Source organism: Nostoc sp. DedSLP03 (genome assembly GCF_034530815.1).
Taxonomy (GTDB): domain Bacteria; phylum Cyanobacteriota; class Cyanobacteriia; order Cyanobacteriales; family Nostocaceae; genus Nostoc.
Genome location: NZ_JAVRCK010000071.1, coordinates 27,393 through 45,908 on the forward strand (window position 1 = coordinate 27,393; position 18,516 = coordinate 45,908).

Consider the following 18,516-nt stretch of genomic DNA (forward strand, 5'->3'; position numbering starts at 1 on the left):
AAGCTAGAGGTGCATGAATAACTAGCTAATAACAATCTTGCTTTAATCATTGGGAGATTAATAAAAATGTCTGCACTTAAATTGCCTAACGGCCCTCAAACTCACCCTTGGGTACAAACGTATCAGTGGCTGACTAATCCCTTAGAATACCTAGAAGACTGTGCTAAACGTTATGGTGATATCTTCACCCTTCAGCTTGGACAAAATTCTCCTGCTCAAGTTTTCGTTAGCAATCCCCAAGCGATTCAGCAGATTTTTACTACAGATCCAAAACACTTGGACTCCGGTGAGCCAGCAGGGATTAGATCGCCTTTATTAGGACGCCAATCACTACTGGCGCTGGAGGGAAAGCCTCATCAGCGACAACGAAAGCTATTGACACCACCTTTACATGGGGAACGAATGCTAGCTTATGGTGAATTAATCCGCGACATCACTGAGCAAGTGATTAATCAGTGGCAGGTTGGAGAAACTTTTGCAGTTCTGGCGTCTATGCAAGAAATCTCTTTCCAAGTGATTTTGAAGGCTGTATTTGGTCTAAAAGATGGGCCGCGTTACAAGAAACTCAGCAAACTCCTAATTGAAATCCTAAATCCCAAAATCCCGCTCTTAAGAACAGTTCTGCTTCTTTTCCCATCATTACGACAGGATTTAGGAGCATGGAGTCCCTGGGGGAAATACTTGCGTTTACGGCAGCAAATTGATGAACTCATCTACGCCCAGATTCGAGAACGCAAAGCACAACCCGATTCATCTCGGACTGATATTCTATCTTTAATGATGGCTGCTCGTGATGAAGCGGGAGAGCCGATGACAGACCTGGAATTACGCGATGAGTTGATGACTCTATTAGTGGCAGGTCATGAAACTACAGCAACTTCCTTATCATGGGCACTGTACTGGATTCATCATCAGCCGCAGGTGCGGGAAAAACTGCTGCAAGAGTTAGATAAGTTGGGTGAACAACCAGATCCAAATGCTATTTTCCGAATGCCTTATTTAAATGCTGTCTGTTCTGAAACCCTACGTCTTTACCCAGTAGCGGTATCGGCACTAAATCGAGTGGTCAAATCACCGCTACAAATTGGAGAATACAACTTTGAGCCTGGTACTTTGCTCAATCCCTCTATTTATTTGACCCATCATCGAGAAGATTTATATCCACAGTCGAAGCAATTTAAGCCAGAGCGTTTTTTAGAACGGCAATTTTCTCCTTATGAGTATTTACCCTTTGGTGGCGGCAACCGTCGCTGTATTGGAATGGCATTTGCCTTGTTTGAAATGAAACTGGTGTTGGCAACTGTGCTATCTCACTGGGAGATGGAACTGGCTGATAGCAAACCAATGCAGCCAGTACGTAAAGGTTTGCTATTTAGTCCAGCAGGTGGTGTGAAGATGGTGGTGAAGGGGAAGCGTTCTCAAAATCACCCCATCCTTCAGACTAGTTCTAGTTCAGCGTGAAGAGTTTTAGAATACCTTCTATCACTTCCGTAAGGCATATAAATTGAAAGTGTCTGAACCCTCTTTAAAGGGTTCTTGCTTCACTGTAACCTTGCTCAAACCGTATTTTTGAAATAAATCTGTAATTCTTTGAACTCGATTATCCAAATCGTGTACTTCTACAACGACTTGCTTAATCTTTGGCCAATCTTGCTCTTCAATTCCTAAAAGCACATCTAACTCACTTCGCTCCACATCTACTTTCAGCAAGTCAATTTGCTGAACATTATACTCGCTGATAATCTCTGATATAGTTCTCAATTGGCAAGTGACTTGTTTAACTTGAAAAGCTTTCTCCAATTTTTTATCGAGAATAAGCGATCGCAAAAATGACGGCAACCAACGAAGCCAACGGACTTGACTTGGTGCATCTTTGAGATTGCGTAGAATAGCATTCTTAAACTTATTTTTTTGCTGCTTTGAACCATCGGGATAAGCACTAGATAATGCTGTAGCGTTAGGATAGTAAGCAAAATTCATTGTTTTAGATTCCTGTGAAAGTCCACAGGGAAATACTTTAATTTTTTCTGCTTCAAAGCGTTGAGCATTAGCTTGTAGAACATCAAAAATATCAGGAATTGGCTCGAATGCATAAACATTCACATTTGTTTTACACAGATGAAATACCCATAATGTGAATAAACCAATATTCGCACCTACATCAAATACGGTGTCATCTTCGTGTAACTCAATTCCGAATTGAAAATACTCCTGAATTTGCCCATAAATAATTGGTACTTCCTCTTTGCGGATGCAAAATATTTTCATGCCATTAGGAAGCGTATTCTCTGGAATTAAAGTTGGCATAAATAAAATAAAGAACTCCTATTTGATTTAAAAAAAAGCTTAGTACACCTTTATTTCTTCCCTGTTCGCTGTTAAGAGTTACCTGCCTCTACTAGTGATTCAGGAATCAAATCAGATTGCTATATATGCACAATATTTCATTCTCATTATTATGTTTAAGCCAAGACAGGTTTGCCAGTAGATACCGCCTGCTCAATAATCTCAGCCGCTCGACTTACCCCCCCAGCTGCAAGAGTAGCTGCTTGTAATCTGAGGGCATTCTGTTTATAAGATTCTTCTGTCAACACCCGCCCGATCGCATTTTTCAATCTGGGAACATTCAGTTTTTTGAGGGTGACAAGCTCACCTGCCCCTGTCCAAGCGATACGTGCTGCTACTCCTGGCTGGTCATTAGCAACTGGAATCGCCACCATTGGCACTCCTTTTTTGAGACATTCCATTGTTGTATTCATTCCCGCATGAGTAATCATGAGGGTAGCTCTTTCCAGCACTTCTAATTGAGGTGCATACTCAACTACTAAAGGATTTCCTGCCAAGTTTGGTAATGATTCTGGTTTAGCAGAACCTCCCAGAGAAATCACTAACTGAGCATCCAAATCTTCACAAGCTGAAGCAATAGTCTGAAAAACCCAAATCAGACGATTTTGCAATGTTCCCATTGAAGCGTAAATTAACGGTTTCCCCGTCAATTTTTCGTAGGGGAAAGAAACAGGTACTCGACTGGCTGAAGTATGATAGCTTCCCGTGAAATGGAACCAAGGAGCTAATTCTTCTCTGGGAAATTCAAACTCAGCAGGTGCATTACTTATTTGAGCTAGTGGAGAGTAACCATCTTTAAGACTAGAGTACAAGGGTAATTTCCACTCTCGACGATATTCATTAATCAAATCTTCAAGTGGTTTGACGACGCTATTAAGTAAGGTGTAACCCATTTGGTTGCGTAAACGTGCCCACCCAGATGGGCTATACTTCCAAGTTGTGAAAAAAGGAGGAACGCTAGGTTCTCGATTTAGCACCACAGCACTGCACACAGTGATGAAAGGAATTTTGAGAAACTCGGCAATTGTCCCTCCCTCTATTGAACTTTGGTTTACTAGCAAAGCTTCTACGCCTGCTGCTTTAATTGCTGCTGGAGCCTCTTGGAGTGTCACAGATGAAACCCGCTTCAGCAGATCGATAGTGTATCGAAATGCAGCCAATCCACGCAGTTGCCCTAATTTGGCAAAGGTTTCTGCTGTTGAGCCAGGAACAAAATCTTTTTCACCAATTGCTTGGAATTCTATTCCTGCTGCCAGTACCTTAGATTGAGTATCGAGTGAGCCAAAGAAGGTGACGCGATGCCCACGCCGTTGAAGTTCCTGCCCCAAGGGAAGCATTGTATTGAGGGGGCCAGTTGCTGCACCAGGACAGATGATACCAAAATGAGTCACGATTAATGCCTCTACTTGATTTTCAAGAATTTATCCAAGGCTGTAACTAGGCTAGGGGGCCAACGGCGGATATTTTTTACCCAGTCAATATCTTTATAGCGGCTATCAAGTCCATAAGCTGCTACCCAGTTGCTTTCGGCTTCACCTTGTTCTCCATTTACCCAATATGCAGCTGTGAGAGCGGCACGCACATCAGCAAATTTGGAGTATTTACGGGTGATATTTCGCATTTCACGGATTGCTTGCTCTTTTTGACCGATTTCATACAAAGCCAGGGCGTAGTTAGCACGGGCGAAGGCAAAATTTGGGGCTATCTCATTAGATTTTTTGTAATCTGCGATCGCATCTGACCATTTTCCTAAACCTGTTTTGGCATTGCCACGATTGTTATACGCCATTGCATCGTTAGGATCGAGTTCTAAGACATGATTATAATCTGCGATCGCATCTTTCCATTTTCCCATCCCTTCCAACGCCGCGCCCCGATTCAAATATGGATCGGTAACATTTGGTGCTAATTCTATCGCTTTGTTGTAATCTGCCAGCGCCTCTTGTAACTTATTCTGACTCACCCGCGAATTTCCCCGATTACTCCACGCCCCGGCATTAGTGGGAAATTGCTCAATAATCTTTGTCCAGTAAGTTTCAGCCGTCGCAAAATCACCTTGATTCGTCGCTAGAAACGCTTGATTTGCCCACTCATCACCTTGTTTTAACTGTTCTTGAGTAATGGGCGGTTGAGATTGTGCCATAACTGGAGTAGCCCAGCCAAACACAAGTAACAGACTGAGAAAAATACTAATCAACTTAATCATTTAGGTTTACCTAATTTGTCATTTGTCATTTGTCATTTGTCATTTGTCATTGAGTATGGGGCAGAGGAATGGAGTTCAAAGGCTCATTAATGGAGTTCAAAGACTCTTTAAAGAAGTTCAAAGGCTCATTAATGAAGTTCAAAGGCTCATTAATGGAGTTCAAAGGCTCATTAATGAAGTTCAAAGACTCTTTAAAGGAGTTCAAAGGCTCATTAATGGAGTTCAAAGGCTCATTTACAAATATCAATGCCCCATGCCCAATTTCCCATAATTACAATAATGACAACTGTTCATTAGGCGGCGTAAATCCCAAATGCTTATATGCTGCCTTTGTCGCCATTCTGCCGCGATGAGTTCTAGTTAAATACCCAATTTGCATCAGGTAAGGTTCGTACACCTCTTCAATTGTTTGGGTATCTTCACCTGTGGCTGCTGCCATTGTTTCTAACCCCACTGGGCCGCCATTAAATTGTTCAATTATCACACTCAGCATTTGGCGGTCTGTCCAATCTAAACCGCAAGGATCTACTTGGAATAGTTGCAATGCTTCAGATGCAATGCTTTCATCAATATCCCCAGATTCTTTTACTTCAGCATAATCACGGACTCGTTTAAGTAATCTATTAGCAATACGTGGTGTTCCGCGCGAACGACGGGCAATTTCTGTGGCTCCATCTTCTGTAATAGGGGTTTTGAGTAATTGAGCGGTTCGCAGTACAATTTGAGTCAGTTCGTCAACTTCATAAAATCGCAGTTTTTGAATTAAACCAAAGCGATCGCGCAGTGGTGAAGTTAAAGCACCCACACGGGTTGTAGCCCCTACTAAGGTAAATTTTGACAGCGGCAAGCTTCTGATCCGAGCGCTGGAACCCTTACCAATGGTAATATCTAAGCGATAATCTTCCATTGCTGGATAGAGAATTTCCTCCGTCATCCGCGAGAGGCGATGAATTTCATCTACAAATAAGATATCCCCTGGCTTGAGGTTCACTAGTAGCCCAACAATATCTCGTGGACGTTCTAAGGCTGGCGCACTGGTAATTTTGTAATTTACCCCCATTTCCGATGCTAAAATCATTGCCATTGTGGTTTTGCCCAATCCCGGCGGCCCATACAGCAGCAAGTGATCCAGTACCTCACCACGAGATTTAGCTGCTTTAATGGCAATATCTAGCACATCCTTTAAGTCTTTTTGCCCAATGTAATCAGCAAAGCGGTGTGGTCGAATACCTTCTTCTTGCTGTTCTTGCTCATCAATAGCAGCTTCAGGCTGCAAAATATTTTCTGTGGATGGTGCTTTCGCCGACTCTCGACGCTGCTTTGGTTCGCCGTTGGGTTCTGGAGGCTGTTTTTTCGATGAGATTATCGCCATAATTCAGCTATCTACTTTTAAGGGACTAGGGAGTGGGGAGCAGGGGAGCAGGGGAGGCAGGGGGAGCAGAGGAGGCAGGGGAGGCAGGGGGAGCAGGCAACAAGGGGACAAGGAGGACAAGGGGAAATTATTGAACAAATCTCTCCCAAGTCTTCCCCCTCTTCCTTGTCTACCTTGTCTCTTTTCCATGCCCCATGCCCGTGAAAATTTTCGTTTGAGAATACCCGCGCCAATTTAAAATTTAAATTCCGGCTAATTACCCAGAAGTACAAAAGTTATTATGTTATCTAAAAGAATCTTACCGTGCTTAGATGTGAAGGCGGGACGGGTTGTAAAAGGAGTTAACTTTGTTAATCTCCAAGATGCAGGCGATCCGGTAGAGCTGGCCAAGGTTTACAACGAAGCCGGTGCTGATGAGTTAGTATTTCTGGATATTACAGCTACTCATGAAGACCGAGCTACAATTTTAGATGTGGTCTACCGCACTGCTGAACAGGTCTTTATTCCATTGACTGTAGGTGGTGGCATTCAATCCTTAGAAAATGTTAAAGCTTTGTTACGGGCGGGCGCAGATAAGGTTAGTATTAATTCTGCGGCAGTGCGGGAACCAGACTTGATTAATCGGGCAAGCGATCGCTTTGGTAATCAGTGCATAGTTGTTGCTATTGATGCCAGACGCAGAAATAACCCGGAGAATCCAGGTTGGGATGTGTATGTGCGGGGTGGCAGAGAAAATACAGGCTTAGATGCCCTATTGTGGGCACAGGAAGTTGAAAAACGGGGGGCCGGAGAACTGCTAGTCACAAGTATGGATGCTGATGGAACCCAAGCTGGGTATGACATTGAGATTACACGGGCGATTGCTAATGCTGTAGAAATTCCAGTTATTGCTTCTGGTGGTGCAGGTAACTGTGAACATATCTACACTGCCCTTACTGAAGGCAAGGCTGAAGCCGCATTACTCGCGTCACTGTTACATTACGGACAATTAAGCGTAGCAGAAATTAAAAGTTACTTGCGCGATCGCAATGTGCCAGTCAGAACATTCTGTTGATCCACCATTTCTCATTTAATGACATCTATCTAAGGTTAGACACACTTCCTGAAAAGGGTGTTAATATTATTTTACAAGTATTAACAAATATTAAGAAATATGTTGCTTCCTATTTTACTTTTTGATGTTGCCCTGGTAGCGTGGTCGCTGCACTTAATGGAAAAAGCCTACGAGAGTAAAGAATTTTCTCTGATGTTAGCTGGTACCTTGGTTGCTCTTGCTGCTGCTGCCATGTTAGTAGTTTACTTTTTGATGGGTCATTGTATGACCTATTTGTTGCAAGTATCCTAGAGAGTGCTGAATGCGAAAGGGGATATTTAAAATTTAGTTTCTAGAAAGCTTGACAAAGTAATAATAATTAAGCGATTATATAAGATTTATTTTAAGGGTTTATAGTGCAGTTGGTAGCGCACCTGTACATTTACCAATTAGATTTCGCAATCGATTTCGGCGTTTGACTACTTTTCAAACATCCTCTAAGCTCGACTTTATCCAAAATTAAGAACTCGCTTTCTTTATGCGGCAAAAACTTTAGCTTTTTGGCAAATACTTTTTCCACGTCACAGATTATCAATGAAGTGAAAAAAGTAAAACTACTGTCCTAAAAAGGTTTCAGCTTAAGCGTTCGTGCAACGACTCCGCAGGAGTATCGCGTTGTGAAAAAAATGGATAAAGTCAAGCTAAGGATAAATATGGTTGACCAAACCTAATTTATACATCACTTTTTGAGTTTTACTTTCTGGAGTAATTCATCTTTAATCCGGTTAAGAATTGAAGTCTCATCCAAATTTGTCAAAATCCGATTAATCACTGCTTTCGGCCCATCAGGCCCCCAAGTTGCGCCATTGGCTAAATAAACTTTGGTAACTTGTCCAATACCGTAAGAAGAAACACCAGCGACTCCTCCTTGGGTAATCGCCACCGATATATAAGGACCTAGCGCAATACCACCCGTAGCGGTTGCCGAAATTCCAAGTAAAGTTTTTAATCCGCTTAAGCCTAAATTTGCTAACAACTCACTAGCACCGATACCGCCCATACTCAGGGCGATTTTTTGTAGCAATTGTACAGCGCCAGCTTCGGTCATAGAGAAGCCGTAGAGTTTAGATAAACCCAAAATTAGAGCAATATCAATTACCACACTACTGAGAATATCTACCACAGTTACAGGATTGAGTGCGATCGCTAATGCTTTAGTCATCACAGCTTTCCAAATCAACTGATTGGCATTCTGTTCCCGAATCATCAGTTTTCGCTCAACCAATTGCTCATTTACAATGTCGGCATAAAGCATGGTATTAAGGGCAACCAAGGCTTTACCTTCACGATGCAGAATTTCCAATATTTTCAGCTTCAGTTCCTCGACTTGGGCATTCCCTGTACGCAACTGTATGCCCCTTGTACCATCAGGGCGACGAATCGCCGTCTTCACCAATGGCGATGCCGCAGCCATAACAATTTCCAAAGGTGTGAGTAATTCCCGCACCCTTTCATCCCGGATTTTGTGATAAATTGCCATCCGGTCTGCTTCTGGATACTGGTCTACTTTGTTAAACACCAAAACGATTGGTTTACCTGCTTCCCGCAACTGAGAAAGGGCTATGTATTCCAGTTTTGTCATATCGCCAGAGATCACAAACAGAATCAAATCTGCAAGTTTTGCAATTTGTTCAGCTAAGGCGGCGCGGGTTGCACCATCTACTTCATCTAACCCAGGAGTATCAATTAATTCCACCTGGGATTGACCTATACCAGGAAGAGTCACACGCAAAGCACGTTCAGTTTCCCCAATCATCTCCTCGCTAATACTCCAATTAACTGTTTGTGCAGTACGGGTGACACCGTGCAGCGGCCCAGTTTCAAATACCGTTTGCCCAACCAAAGCATTTAGTAGCGAAGACTTACCACGTCCCACCATGCCAAAAGTCGCAATCTGCACCACCATGCGGTCTAACTTCCCTAGCATGGTTTCCAAATCAGCAATTTCTGCCTCCAATCCGGTTTTTTCCTGGGGAGTAAGATCGAGATTGGCTACCAAGTTTCGCAACGCTGTTTGTGCTTGTTTATAGTTCAGTTCCGTCTGAATGTCTTCAAAACTGAAAATAGCACTATCCAATTCTTCCTCCCAGCTGAGAGAATTTGCGTCAGTATTAGCGGAATCGTTTTGATGAGGTTCAGGCACGGGCAATCTCGAAGTCATATTAATTTTAGATTTTAGATTTTAGATTTTAGATTTTAAATTTTAGATTTTAGATACAGTTCATTTACTATCCTAGTTATTTTTAGGAGGGGTTTGGCTAGATAAGACAAAGGGAGCAGAGGAGGCAGGGGGAGCAGGGGAAAAGGTTAAAGGTTAAAGGGAAAAGGAATAAATTTAATCTTTCCTCTTTTCCCCTTACCCTTTTCCCCTTTCCCTTTCCCCATTCTCAATGCCCCATGCCCAATGCCCAATTCCCAATTCCTAGTGAATAATGACTAACAAAACGTCATAAACTGAAAAATGCATCTAAATATAACGCGTTAGGATCTTGACTAAATTACCTGTGCGGAAAATCGTTATTGCCGGCAACTGGAAAATGTTCAAAACCCAGGCAGAAACCCAAGAGTTTTTACAAGGATTTCTGCCCCACTTAGAGGAAACCCCCCAAGGGCGAGAAGTGATATTGTGTCCTCCTTTCACTGATTTAAACGTTTTGTCCAAGACCTTGCACGGCAGCCTTATCCAACTGGGGGCACAAAATATCCATTGGGAAGAATATGGAGCCTATACGGGTGAGATTTCTGGCCCAATGCTGGCAGAAAGTGGTGTGCGCTTTGTGATTGTCGGTCATAGCGAACGACGGCAATATTTTGGAGAAACGGACGCCACCGTTAATCTGCGCCTCCGAACTGCTCAAAGGTTTGGTTTGACTCCAATTCTCTGTGTTGGCGAAAGTAAACAACAACGAGATGCGGGAGAAACTGAATCACTGATTACTCTCCAACTCGACAAAGCCTTGGTAGATATCAATCAAGATAATTTGGTGATTGCTTACGAACCGATTTGGGCGATTGGCACTGGCGACACTTGTGAAGTAGAGGAAGCTAATCGAATAATTGGCTTAATTCGTAGTCAGTTGACTAATCCGAATGTACCAATTCAATATGGCGGCTCAGTCAAGCCGAATAATATTGATGAGATTATGGCTCAACCAGAAATTGATGGTGTCCTCGTGGGAGGAGCAAGTCTAGAACCTGAGAGTTTCGCTCGGATTGTGAATTTTAAATCAGTGTGATGTGCTTTTTTCTCGTTCCCATGCTCTGCATGGGAATGCCTAATAAGAAGAATTCAGAACTTAGAAGTCAGAATTCAGAATTGAATTTTGTACGACTGGGTAATGAATATTGCTTGAAAACATTGCTGCTTGTGGGCAAAATAAAATTAAAATAAAATATTTTTCAAGAGTTGATACTCCATCCCTTCACGGGTGGAGTATTCTGAATTCTGACTCCTGAATTCTGACTCCTGTTTTAACTTTCTTTTTTAAGTTCATCTATGATCGCAAAGCCTTGGGATGCTCAACTTGCTTACTGGCTAATTAAACCTCTAAAAGACAGTTGGGTAAATCCCAATCATCTTACAACAGTGCGACTTTTGACAGGGTTGGCGGCGGCTGTCGCCCTCGCAGTTGGCGATACCATTTGGGTTAATATTGGGGCATGGCTATTTGCTTTATCTAATTTTCTCGATCATACAGATGGTGAATTAGCTCGTTTGAGTGGGAAAAGTAGCAAATGGGGACATCAATATGACCTTGCTAGTGACGCTATCATCCATATTCTATTGTTTGTGTGTATGGGATATGGTCTGAGGGAGGGAACATTTGGTTGGTGGGCGTTGGTGATGGGGATAGTATCTGGCGTGTCTGTTGCTTGCATCTTTCATTTGCGAAACCAAATGGAACAACGTTTAGGTAAAGACGCCAGCCGTCAACCAAATTTCGCCGGCTTTGACATTGAAGACGTGCTATATTTGTTTCCCATAGTTCCCTTACTGAATGGACTAGAGCCGTTATTAATGGCAGCGACAATTGGAGCGCCAACCTTTGCTATATGGGTAATTTGGCAATTTTGGACACTCCCGCAGCCGGAATCAAACTAGATAAGGAAGCAGTGAGAGAATAAATAAATAATTATCAATGGACATCAATGGAGCTTCAAACTGAAATTGATAAAGCTATAGCAGCCGTTGATTACCAGAAACTTCAAGCTGAGTTTCAAGCTCAAAATGAATTTTTGGTAGTGGAGAACTTTGTCCCTAACTCCATTATTGAGCAGTTTTTGGCGCTGTTGCCGTCTTTGCAACCTGCTATCAACCGCAACTATATTCCCAATCATAAAAAGGGCGGTAGTATCAGCCGCTATAGCTTGGATAGCTTTGCTCCGATTTTCGGAGAGTTTTATCAACTCAGTGCCTTTTTCGAGTTTCTGAACAAAATTACGGCAGAAAAACTCTTTCCCTGTCCTGATTCCGATCCCCATACTTACGCGCTGTACTATTATACTGAGCCTGGAGATCATATCCAGTATCATTACGATACTTCTTACTATCACGGGAAACGCTATACAGTGTTGCTTGGTTTAGTTGATAATTCATCCAGTAAGCTGGAATATAAACTCTACAAAGATATTCCAGAACGGGAGACACAAACGCGATCGCTCTCCATAACCCCTGGTACTCTAGTCTTATTCAATGGTGACAAACTTTACCACAGAGTTACTCCTTTGGGTGACAACGAACAGCGCATTGTCTTAACTTTGGAGTACGTCACCGACACCCGTATGGGTATGCTAAAACGTTTTGTCTCGAATATGAAAGATGCGATCGCCTATTTTGGTTTTCGCCAGGTGTTTCGCACTTAGCACTACCATTTTCCCTTCTGCCTCACTTCGACTCCCTTCGGCTCCGCTCAGGGCAGGACGCTCAGTGACTACCTGCCTCCTACCTCCTGCCTCCTCTATGTTAAGAATTAATTAACAAATATTGTCTTGAGCAAAAAACAGTCATTATAAAATACTGGGAAAATTTCCAGATTTACTGGTGTCTAAGCTACTGTTGGTGATTTGACGATGAAGGCAATTATCTTAGCTGCTGGCGTTGGACGACGCTTAGGTAAAGATGGGCAAATCCAACCCAAATGCTTACTGAATTTTAACGGCAAATCTCTACTAGAGCGCCATTTTAACTATCTTCGTCATTACCAAATTGATGAAGTAGTGATTGCTGTAGGTTATCAAGCAGAAAGAATTCAGGATGAAATCAAAGCATTAGGAGCCGAGAATTGGGTCAGTACAATTTATAATCCTGACTACACCAAAGGCAGTGTAATCAGCCTTTGGACTGTACGTCAGCATTTAGTTGCTGGCGATGACATATTATTAATGGATGCAGATGTATTGTGCGATCGCCGCATCATCGAACGATTGGTAAAGACAAATCTCCCCAACAGCTTTTTATTAGATCGAGATTTTGAACCGGGAGATGAACCCGTGAAGCTTTGCGTCAGAGATAATTATCTAGTGGAGTTTCGTAAACAAGTAACTCCTGGTTTAGCTTACGATTTTGCAGGTGAGTCGGTGGGATTCTTTCGTTTTGAAAGTGCTGTTGCTCGCCGTCTTGCGATTCGCACAGAACAATATGTTGCAGACGGACGGGATAATGAACCTTATGAAGAAGTAATTCGGGATCTGCTCTTAGAAACTCCAGAAACATTTGGCTACGAAGACATCACTGGATTACCTTGGCTCGAAATCGATTTTCCCCAGGATATTCAACGCGCCCAAAACGAGATTTTACCTCAGATAGAAGTCGCAGAACATGTCTGAAAATATCTTTGAAAGAATTCAGAAGTCAGGAGTCAGAATTCAGAAGTCAGTATGAATTATTTGCTAGTAGCAGGTAAATCAAGGGGTTGAAAATACCCATTAAATATCCGATTTAGTCGTCAAAAACATAGTGGCGGTTTTGAATCTCCCACTAATTGATTCAGAATTCTGAATTCTGAATTCTGAATTCTGAATTCTGAATTCTTCTTTAATTATTACTATAGGTTGAAAAAAGCAGAATAAATGCATCAAATATTTGCACCCAATGATACCTCTGCAAAATTAAATAAGTGTGCCCAATTACGGTTATTACTAGAATCGCCTCAACTCGACTTCATTATGGAAGCTCACAATGGGATTAGCGCCCGGATTGTGGAAGAGGCTGGATTTAAAGGAATTTGGGCGAGTGGATTAGCCCTTTCGGCTCAGTATGGCGTTCGAGATAATAATGAAGCCAGTTGGACTCAAGTTGTAGAAATGCTAGAGTTCATGTCTGATGTCACCAGCATCCCGATTTTATTAGACGGCGATACAGGTTATGGCAACTTTAATAATATGCGTCGCCTAGTTAAAAAGTTAGAACAGCGAGGAATCGCTGGAGTCTGTATTGAAGATAAGCTTTTTCCCAAAACCAATAGCTTTATCAACGGTAGTCGCCAACCTTTGGCTGAAATTGATGAATTCTGCGGCAAAATTAAGGCGGGTAAAGATAGTCAAACAGATGCAGATTTTTGCATTGTCGCCCGACTCGAAGCTTTGATCGCCGGCTGGGATCTTTCGGAGGCGCTGCGCCGAGCTGAAGCTTACCACGCCGCCGGAGCAAACGCGATTTTAATTCACAGTAAGTCATCGCGCCCCGATCAAGTGCTAGCCTTTGCTAAAGAATGGGCGGGTCGTTCCCCATTGGTTTTTATACCGACCAAATATTACAGCACTCCTACTGATGTTTTTCGGAAAGCGGAAGTTAATTTGGTCATCTGGGCAAACCATCTGATTCGATCTGCTGTTGCTAGTATGCAAGCGATCGCCCGCGAAGTGAAAGCCAGCGAAACTTTAATCAACATTGAAGATGATATTGCTCCCGTCAAAGAAATCTTCCGGCTACAGGGGGCGGATGAACTCCAAGAAGCTGAAAAACGCTACTTTAACAACGGACGACAACATACCCAAGCGATCGTTCTGGCTGCTAGCAGAGGCCAAGAATTAGCCGGATTGACGCAAGATAAACCAAAAGTAATGTTACCTCTTGGAGGTAAACCTCTACTCAGGTTGTTGGTAGACAAATTCAAGAAACTTGCTATCAATGATATTACTGTTGTCGCCGGTTACAAAGCAGAAACCATCAATGTTCCGGGGACTAAAGTCATCCGCAACCCAGATTATGAAACAACGGGAGAATTAGCATCCTTAGCCGTAGCTCAAGCTAGTTTTGGCGAAGAAATGCTGGTGCTTTACGGCGATTTACTATTTAGAAGCTACATCCTGCGAGATTTATTAGAATGTCCGGGAGAAATTGTGGCTGTAGTTGATTCTGTAGCCAACAACAAGTCTGTTAGCGGTTCACCTGACTACGCTTATTGCTCAATTCCAGACGATCTTTCTCTGTTTGGACAGGATGTCAACCTGTTGAACGTTTCTAAAACAACACAAACGCAATTAGGAAAGTCTAGCGGTCGCTGGATTGGGATGTTGCGCTTGCGGAGTCAAGGTAGACAATGGGTTAGTGAAGCACTTAATGAGTTGCAAAAACGACCGGAATTCAATAGTCTGGGTTTGCCAGAATTATGCAATTATTTAATCGAGCAAGGCAAACCGATCAAGGTGCTTTATATTCGCGGTAACTGGTTAGATGTTAATTCTTTGGACGATCTTGACCTTGCTTTTCAATTAAAACAATAAAAGTGGGGCATTGGGCATTGGGCATGGGGAATTGTCAGATTGAAATTCCGAGTTCTGAAGCTGAAGTTTTGAGTTTTAAAGCTCAAATAATAATCTTTCTTCTCTAATACCATACCCAATGTTCGTCTATCAATGAGCAGAAAACATGCGCTAAATTTACTATTTTATTTTGATAGACTGAAAAATAATTAAGCTTTTAAACGAACTAGGATAATTATGGATGGTTTAATACAAGATAAGCTAACAAAGCTAGCCTATGGGCGCATATTGAAAAACTCACGAAATAATATAATTTGGTCACAAGATAGGTTAGCTGAAAAGTGTCATACCTGTCGAAGAACTATAGTAGCAATTGAAACGGGAGAAACTTCTCCTAATCAAAATTTTCGAGAAGCATTTGCCAAAACTTTATCTAATCCTTTGCTTGAATACTTTCCACAGTATTCTATTGGACAATTTGAGCAGCGATTAAAAGTAAGATTTAAGTATGAAAAAGAAGCTACAAAATACTTTTTAAAAGTATTACAAGAAAAAGATTTAATTAGTTTTAAAGAGGTTTTTTATTTATATAAAAAAGCATATCAGGAAAAAGATAATTCATTAATGATTGTTTTGGACGAGTATCTTCACACGTGTATTATGAATGCTCATCCTAATGAATATGCAAGAAGGTTAGTAGAACGATATAGACAAGATTATATGGATTTTTTCAAAATTTGGATTCCTCAACTAAAATTTAATATAACAATTGGACAAAATGTAATTCATTTGGAAATTTTTCAAGCCATACTTGATCTAAACCAAGAAAGATTAAGTAACGCTATTGATTTACACTTAAGTAATTCTCTTAATGATATTGAGGAAATTACAAAGTTACTTGAAAAAAAGTAATCTCTTATTTTTGAGCAAAGTTGATTCTCATTTAAACCTTTTTAAACTAAAGTCGTTTATTATCGTAGAAAGGTGAATTCCCTCGGAGTTATTATGAATAATCAAACTCAAAAGCCAAATAATAAAGTTCAAAATTGTTTAATATTTCTACAAATCATTTTTTATCTAAGTGCAACAGGGAATTACTTATTGCAGATGCAAATTAATGTTAATCAGAATTCTAATGAAAATAGTCCCAAAAGTAGCGAGCCTGTCACCAGCGGTCATGCAAGGTTTGAGACTTTGGTAAGAAAGGGTTACAAAAATAAAATTGATCTTTGACCTGAAAATTGCTGTAAATTTTTAATTATGATCCAAGCAGAAGAATTTGTAGAAGCTGCGCGTAATCTTGGCTTTGGGTGGTACACTGGCGTACCCTGTTCTTTTCTCACGCCTTTTATTAACTACGTCATAAATGACGTTCAACTTAAATATATCTCCGCAGCCAATGAGGGAGATGCTGTAGCGATCGCAGCTGGAGCCGCAATTGCTGGTAAACCAGCTGTAGTGATGATGCAAAACTCTGGTTTGGGGAATGCAGTTAACCCGCTAACCTCCCTCACTTATATCTTTCGGATTCCACTGCTGCTGATTTGTACTTTAAGAGGCGATCGCTTGTTGCAAGATGAACCACAACATCAATTAATGGGGCAAATCACAGAGAAATTGCTGCAAACAATGACTATACCTTGGGAATATTTTCCCACAGATGCAGCACAAATAGAACCCGTTCTGCAAAGAGCCACAGCCTATATGCAACAAGAACGCTGTCCTTATGCTTTAATTATGCGTAAAGGAGCGATCGCCCCCCACGCACTCACCCGTTCTTCTATCCCCGAACGAGAAAATAATCATAGCGCTCATCTTCAGCAAAGCTTTTTTCGGGACAACAAAGAACAACGCATTTCTCGCAACGAAGCATTAGCTCGGATTGTGGAACTTACCGATCCAGAAAATACTGTAATAATTGCCACCACCGGATACACGGGACGGGAACTCTTTGCTAGTAAAGACAGCGCCAATCATCTTTATATGGTCGGCTCGATGGGCTGCGCTTCCTCAATGGCATTGGGATTATCCTTAGCGCGGAAAGACCTCAAGGTAGTAGTAATTGATGGCGATGGGGCAGCATTAATGCGGATGGGTAATTTTGCGACCATCGGCACTTATGGCGGTGCGAACTTGACCCATATTCTGTTAGATAATGAAGTCCACGATTCCACAGGCGCACAAGCCACTGTTTCGGCGGGTATTTCCTTTGCCAAAATTGCGGAAGCGTGCGGTTACGGCGTGACATTAGCCGGAGATGACCCCGCCCTTTTAGATACCTTATTTACCGCAGATGCTAACACCAGACCTAAATTCGCTCATTTAAAAATCCGTCCCGGAACTTTAGAAAAACTACCCAGACCCAACCTCACCCCGGAAGCAGTTTTACAACGCTTTATGAAACACATTGGTAATTCGTAATTCGTAATTCGTAATTCGTAATTAATAAATTTAAAATACAAACTTTTAATTTATTAATGACCAATGACCAATGACAAATTACCAATGACAAATTACCAATGACAAATGACAAATGACAAATGACAAATGACAAAATGATTTTACTAAATCCCGGCCCCGTTAATTTGAGCGATCGCGTCCGAAACGCCTTATTAAGTCCCGATTTATGCCACCGTGAAGTAGAATTTTCGCAACTTCAAAGCAGAATCCGCGAACAATTACTTCAAGTTTATGGGCTTGGGAGCGATCGCTGGGCAGCAGTTCTCCTGACGGGTTCTGGTACCGCAGCGATGGAAGCGATGATTAGCAGTTTAGTACCCACAAACGGGAAATTACTAGTAATTGAAAACGGTGTATATGGCGAACGACTATCCAAAATCGCCAAAATTCACGGCATTGATTACATCACACTTTCCCATCCTTGGGATGCCGAAATCGATATCAAAGCTTTAGTCAAACTCCTAGATGAAAACGCCGATATCACCCACCTTGCTGTCGTCCATCACGAAACTACTACCGGTCGGCTCAATAATTTAGCGGAACTTGCGCCAATTTGCCAAGAACGCGGTATCAAATTATTAGTAGATGCAGTCAGCAGCTTTGGTGCTGAGGAAATAAATTTTGCAGATTGGGGAATCACTGCTTGCGCTGCGACAGCGAATAAATGTCTGCATGGTGTGCCTGGAACGTCTTTTGTCATCCTGCAACGGGATGCACTGCCATCAGTAGACACCATCCCCCGCACTTTATATTTAGATTTAGCAACCTATTACCAGCAGCAAGAACGAGGCGGCACACCTTTTACGCAATCAGTACAGACATTTTATGCTTTAACAGAAGCTTTGCAAGAAATGGCAGAAGCAGGAGGTTGGCGTGCTAGACACAAATATTACAACCAACTTGCCAGTTTAGTTAGAGACGGGTTAGCCTCAATCGGAATTAAACCCCTACTTCCTCTTGGCAGTTCATCCGTTGTCTTGAATGCCTACTACTTGCCAGACGGTTTCAGCTATGAAGAATTTCACGACCAACTGAAAGCACGAGATTATATCATTTATTCTGGACAGGGAAATTTAGCTCAATCTATCTTCCGAGTCTCGACAATGGGAGCTATTACCCAAGCCGACATGGAACGCTTTGTTGGCGTTGTTAAAGAAATTATTCGGTAAACTGACTTGAAGCGTAAGTTTTACCCCTCCCTAACCCTCCCCCCTTCGACAAGCTCAGGGCATCGCTTGCAAAGGGGAGGGAACCGGATTTTTCTTGTTTCCCCCCTTTACAAGGCTTGTCATTACCAACATCTTTTAAAGTGAGGTAGGGATGTAATAGAGTCAG

Annotated in this window: 17 protein-coding genes; 12 read left to right on the top strand and 5 right to left on the bottom strand. The window is 42.0% G+C overall.

Translation table 11 applies throughout. The features are described from left to right. The first annotated feature begins 66 nt into the window (after positions 1 to 66). Positions 67 to 1,461 carry a cytochrome P450 gene (locus RM368_RS27350; RefSeq protein ID WP_322696964.1) on the top strand — a complete coding sequence of 465 codons (1,395 nt, stop codon included), beginning with the start codon at positions 67 to 69 and terminating at the stop codon, positions 1,459 to 1,461. A 21-nt stretch (positions 1,462 to 1,482) separates the two neighbouring features. Here the strand turns inward: RM368_RS27350 and RM368_RS27355 are convergent, their stop codons facing one another. From RM368_RS27355 to ruvB, 4 genes are all read right to left on the bottom strand, one after another. After that, a complete protein-coding gene (locus RM368_RS27355) occupies positions 1,483 to 2,307 on the bottom strand; it encodes an FkbM family methyltransferase (RefSeq protein ID WP_322696965.1) in 825 nt (274 codons plus the stop codon). 155 nt (positions 2,308 to 2,462) lie between these two features. Then, positions 2,463 to 3,737: a glycosyltransferase gene (locus tag RM368_RS27360; RefSeq protein ID WP_322696966.1), complete on the bottom strand. Its 1,275-nt coding sequence runs from the start codon at positions 3,735 to 3,737 to the stop codon at positions 2,463 to 2,465. 11 nt (positions 3,738 to 3,748) lie between these two features. Then, on the bottom strand, positions 3,749 to 4,552 hold the full coding sequence (locus RM368_RS27365; RefSeq protein ID WP_322696967.1) for a tetratricopeptide repeat protein: 804 nt from the start codon (positions 4,550 to 4,552) through the stop codon (positions 3,749 to 3,751). A gap of 271 nt (positions 4,553 to 4,823) precedes the next feature. Further along, entirely contained in the window at positions 4,824 to 5,924 is a 1,101-nt protein-coding gene (ruvB, locus tag RM368_RS27370; RefSeq protein WP_322689523.1) for a Holliday junction branch migration DNA helicase RuvB, read from the bottom strand. Between the two features lie 280 nt (positions 5,925 to 6,204). Here ruvB and hisF point away from each other — a divergent pair, with 280 nt between their 5' ends. Both hisF and RM368_RS27380 read left to right on the top strand, forming a co-directional pair. After that, positions 6,205 to 6,978 (top strand): imidazole glycerol phosphate synthase subunit HisF, encoded by a 774-nt coding sequence (gene hisF / locus RM368_RS27375; RefSeq protein WP_322675124.1) that lies wholly within the window; start codon positions 6,205 to 6,207, stop codon positions 6,976 to 6,978. 99 nt (positions 6,979 to 7,077) lie between these two features. Then, positions 7,078 to 7,269, top strand: coding sequence for a hypothetical protein (locus RM368_RS27380; RefSeq protein WP_094348875.1), 192 nt, complete (start codon positions 7,078 to 7,080; stop codon positions 7,267 to 7,269). 427 nt (positions 7,270 to 7,696) lie between these two features. Here the strand turns inward: RM368_RS27380 and RM368_RS27385 are convergent, their stop codons facing one another. Beyond that, positions 7,697 to 9,178, bottom strand: a complete 1,482-nt coding sequence (locus RM368_RS27385) for a GTP-binding protein (RefSeq protein ID WP_322696968.1) — start codon at positions 9,176 to 9,178, stop codon at positions 7,697 to 7,699. Between the two features lie 343 nt (positions 9,179 to 9,521). Here RM368_RS27385 and tpiA point away from each other — a divergent pair, with 343 nt between their 5' ends. The 9 genes from tpiA to RM368_RS27430 all read left to right on the top strand — a co-directional run bounded on the left by tpiA (position 9,522) and on the right by RM368_RS27430 (position 18,350). After that, positions 9,522 to 10,253, top strand: a complete 732-nt coding sequence (gene tpiA / locus RM368_RS27390) for a triose-phosphate isomerase (RefSeq protein WP_322696977.1) — start codon at positions 9,522 to 9,524, stop codon at positions 10,251 to 10,253. A gap of 260 nt (positions 10,254 to 10,513) precedes the next feature. Continuing rightward, on the top strand, positions 10,514 to 11,119 hold the full coding sequence (locus RM368_RS27395; RefSeq protein WP_322696969.1) for a CDP-alcohol phosphatidyltransferase family protein: 606 nt from the start codon (positions 10,514 to 10,516) through the stop codon (positions 11,117 to 11,119). A 47-nt stretch (positions 11,120 to 11,166) separates the two neighbouring features. After that, positions 11,167 to 11,880: a 2OG-Fe(II) oxygenase gene (locus RM368_RS27400; protein WP_322696970.1), complete on the top strand. Its 714-nt coding sequence runs from the start codon at positions 11,167 to 11,169 to the stop codon at positions 11,878 to 11,880. A gap of 207 nt (positions 11,881 to 12,087) precedes the next feature. Continuing rightward, a complete protein-coding gene (locus tag RM368_RS27405; RefSeq protein ID WP_322696971.1) occupies positions 12,088 to 12,843 on the top strand; it encodes a phosphocholine cytidylyltransferase family protein in 756 nt (251 codons plus the stop codon). A gap of 243 nt (positions 12,844 to 13,086) precedes the next feature. After that, positions 13,087 to 14,742, top strand: coding sequence for a phosphoenolpyruvate mutase (aepX, locus tag RM368_RS27410; protein ID WP_322696972.1), 1,656 nt, complete (start codon positions 13,087 to 13,089; stop codon positions 14,740 to 14,742). 216 nt (positions 14,743 to 14,958) lie between these two features. Further along, on the top strand, positions 14,959 to 15,633 hold the full coding sequence (locus tag RM368_RS27415; protein ID WP_322696973.1) for an FCD domain-containing protein: 675 nt from the start codon (positions 14,959 to 14,961) through the stop codon (positions 15,631 to 15,633). A gap of 93 nt (positions 15,634 to 15,726) precedes the next feature. Beyond that, positions 15,727 to 15,954 carry a hypothetical protein gene (locus RM368_RS27420; RefSeq protein ID WP_322696974.1) on the top strand — a complete coding sequence of 76 codons (228 nt, stop codon included), beginning with the start codon at positions 15,727 to 15,729 and terminating at the stop codon, positions 15,952 to 15,954. A gap of 27 nt (positions 15,955 to 15,981) precedes the next feature. Then, positions 15,982 to 17,142: a phosphonopyruvate decarboxylase gene (gene aepY, locus RM368_RS27425; RefSeq protein WP_322696975.1), complete on the top strand. Its 1,161-nt coding sequence runs from the start codon at positions 15,982 to 15,984 to the stop codon at positions 17,140 to 17,142. A 119-nt stretch (positions 17,143 to 17,261) separates the two neighbouring features. Continuing rightward, positions 17,262 to 18,350: a 2-aminoethylphosphonate aminotransferase gene (locus RM368_RS27430; protein WP_322696976.1), complete on the top strand. Its 1,089-nt coding sequence runs from the start codon at positions 17,262 to 17,264 to the stop codon at positions 18,348 to 18,350. Positions 18,351 to 18,516 lie beyond the last annotated feature (166 nt).

Coding starts and splice junctions, on each gene's coding strand:
- RM368_RS27395 (WP_322696969.1), top strand. CDS start 10,514: ATGATCGCAAAGCCTTGGGATGCTCAACTTGCTTACTGGCTAATTAAA.
- RM368_RS27400 (WP_322696970.1), top strand. CDS start 11,167: ATGGAGCTTCAAACTGAAATTGATAAAGCTATAGCAGCCGTTGATTAC.
- aepX (WP_322696972.1), top strand. CDS start 13,087: ATGCATCAAATATTTGCACCCAATGATACCTCTGCAAAATTAAATAAG.
- ruvB (WP_322689523.1), bottom strand. CDS start 5,924: ATGGCGATAATCTCATCGAAAAAACAGCCTCCAGAACCCAACGGCGAA.
- RM368_RS27365 (WP_322696967.1), bottom strand. CDS start 4,552: ATGATTAAGTTGATTAGTATTTTTCTCAGTCTGTTACTTGTGTTTGGC.
- aepY (WP_322696975.1), top strand. CDS start 15,982: ATGATCCAAGCAGAAGAATTTGTAGAAGCTGCGCGTAATCTTGGCTTT.
- RM368_RS27350 (WP_322696964.1), top strand. CDS start 67: ATGTCTGCACTTAAATTGCCTAACGGCCCTCAAACTCACCCTTGGGTA.
- RM368_RS27430 (WP_322696976.1), top strand. CDS start 17,262: ATGACAAATGACAAAATGATTTTACTAAATCCCGGCCCCGTTAATTTG.
- RM368_RS27405 (WP_322696971.1), top strand. CDS start 12,088: ATGAAGGCAATTATCTTAGCTGCTGGCGTTGGACGACGCTTAGGTAAA.
- RM368_RS27415 (WP_322696973.1), top strand. CDS start 14,959: ATGGATGGTTTAATACAAGATAAGCTAACAAAGCTAGCCTATGGGCGC.
- RM368_RS27420 (WP_322696974.1), top strand. CDS start 15,727: ATGAATAATCAAACTCAAAAGCCAAATAATAAAGTTCAAAATTGTTTA.
- RM368_RS27385 (WP_322696968.1), bottom strand. CDS start 9,178: ATGACTTCGAGATTGCCCGTGCCTGAACCTCATCAAAACGATTCCGCT.
- RM368_RS27380 (WP_094348875.1), top strand. CDS start 7,078: ATGTTGCTTCCTATTTTACTTTTTGATGTTGCCCTGGTAGCGTGGTCG.
- RM368_RS27355 (WP_322696965.1), bottom strand. CDS start 2,307: ATGCCAACTTTAATTCCAGAGAATACGCTTCCTAATGGCATGAAAATA.
- hisF (WP_322675124.1), top strand. CDS start 6,205: ATGTTATCTAAAAGAATCTTACCGTGCTTAGATGTGAAGGCGGGACGG.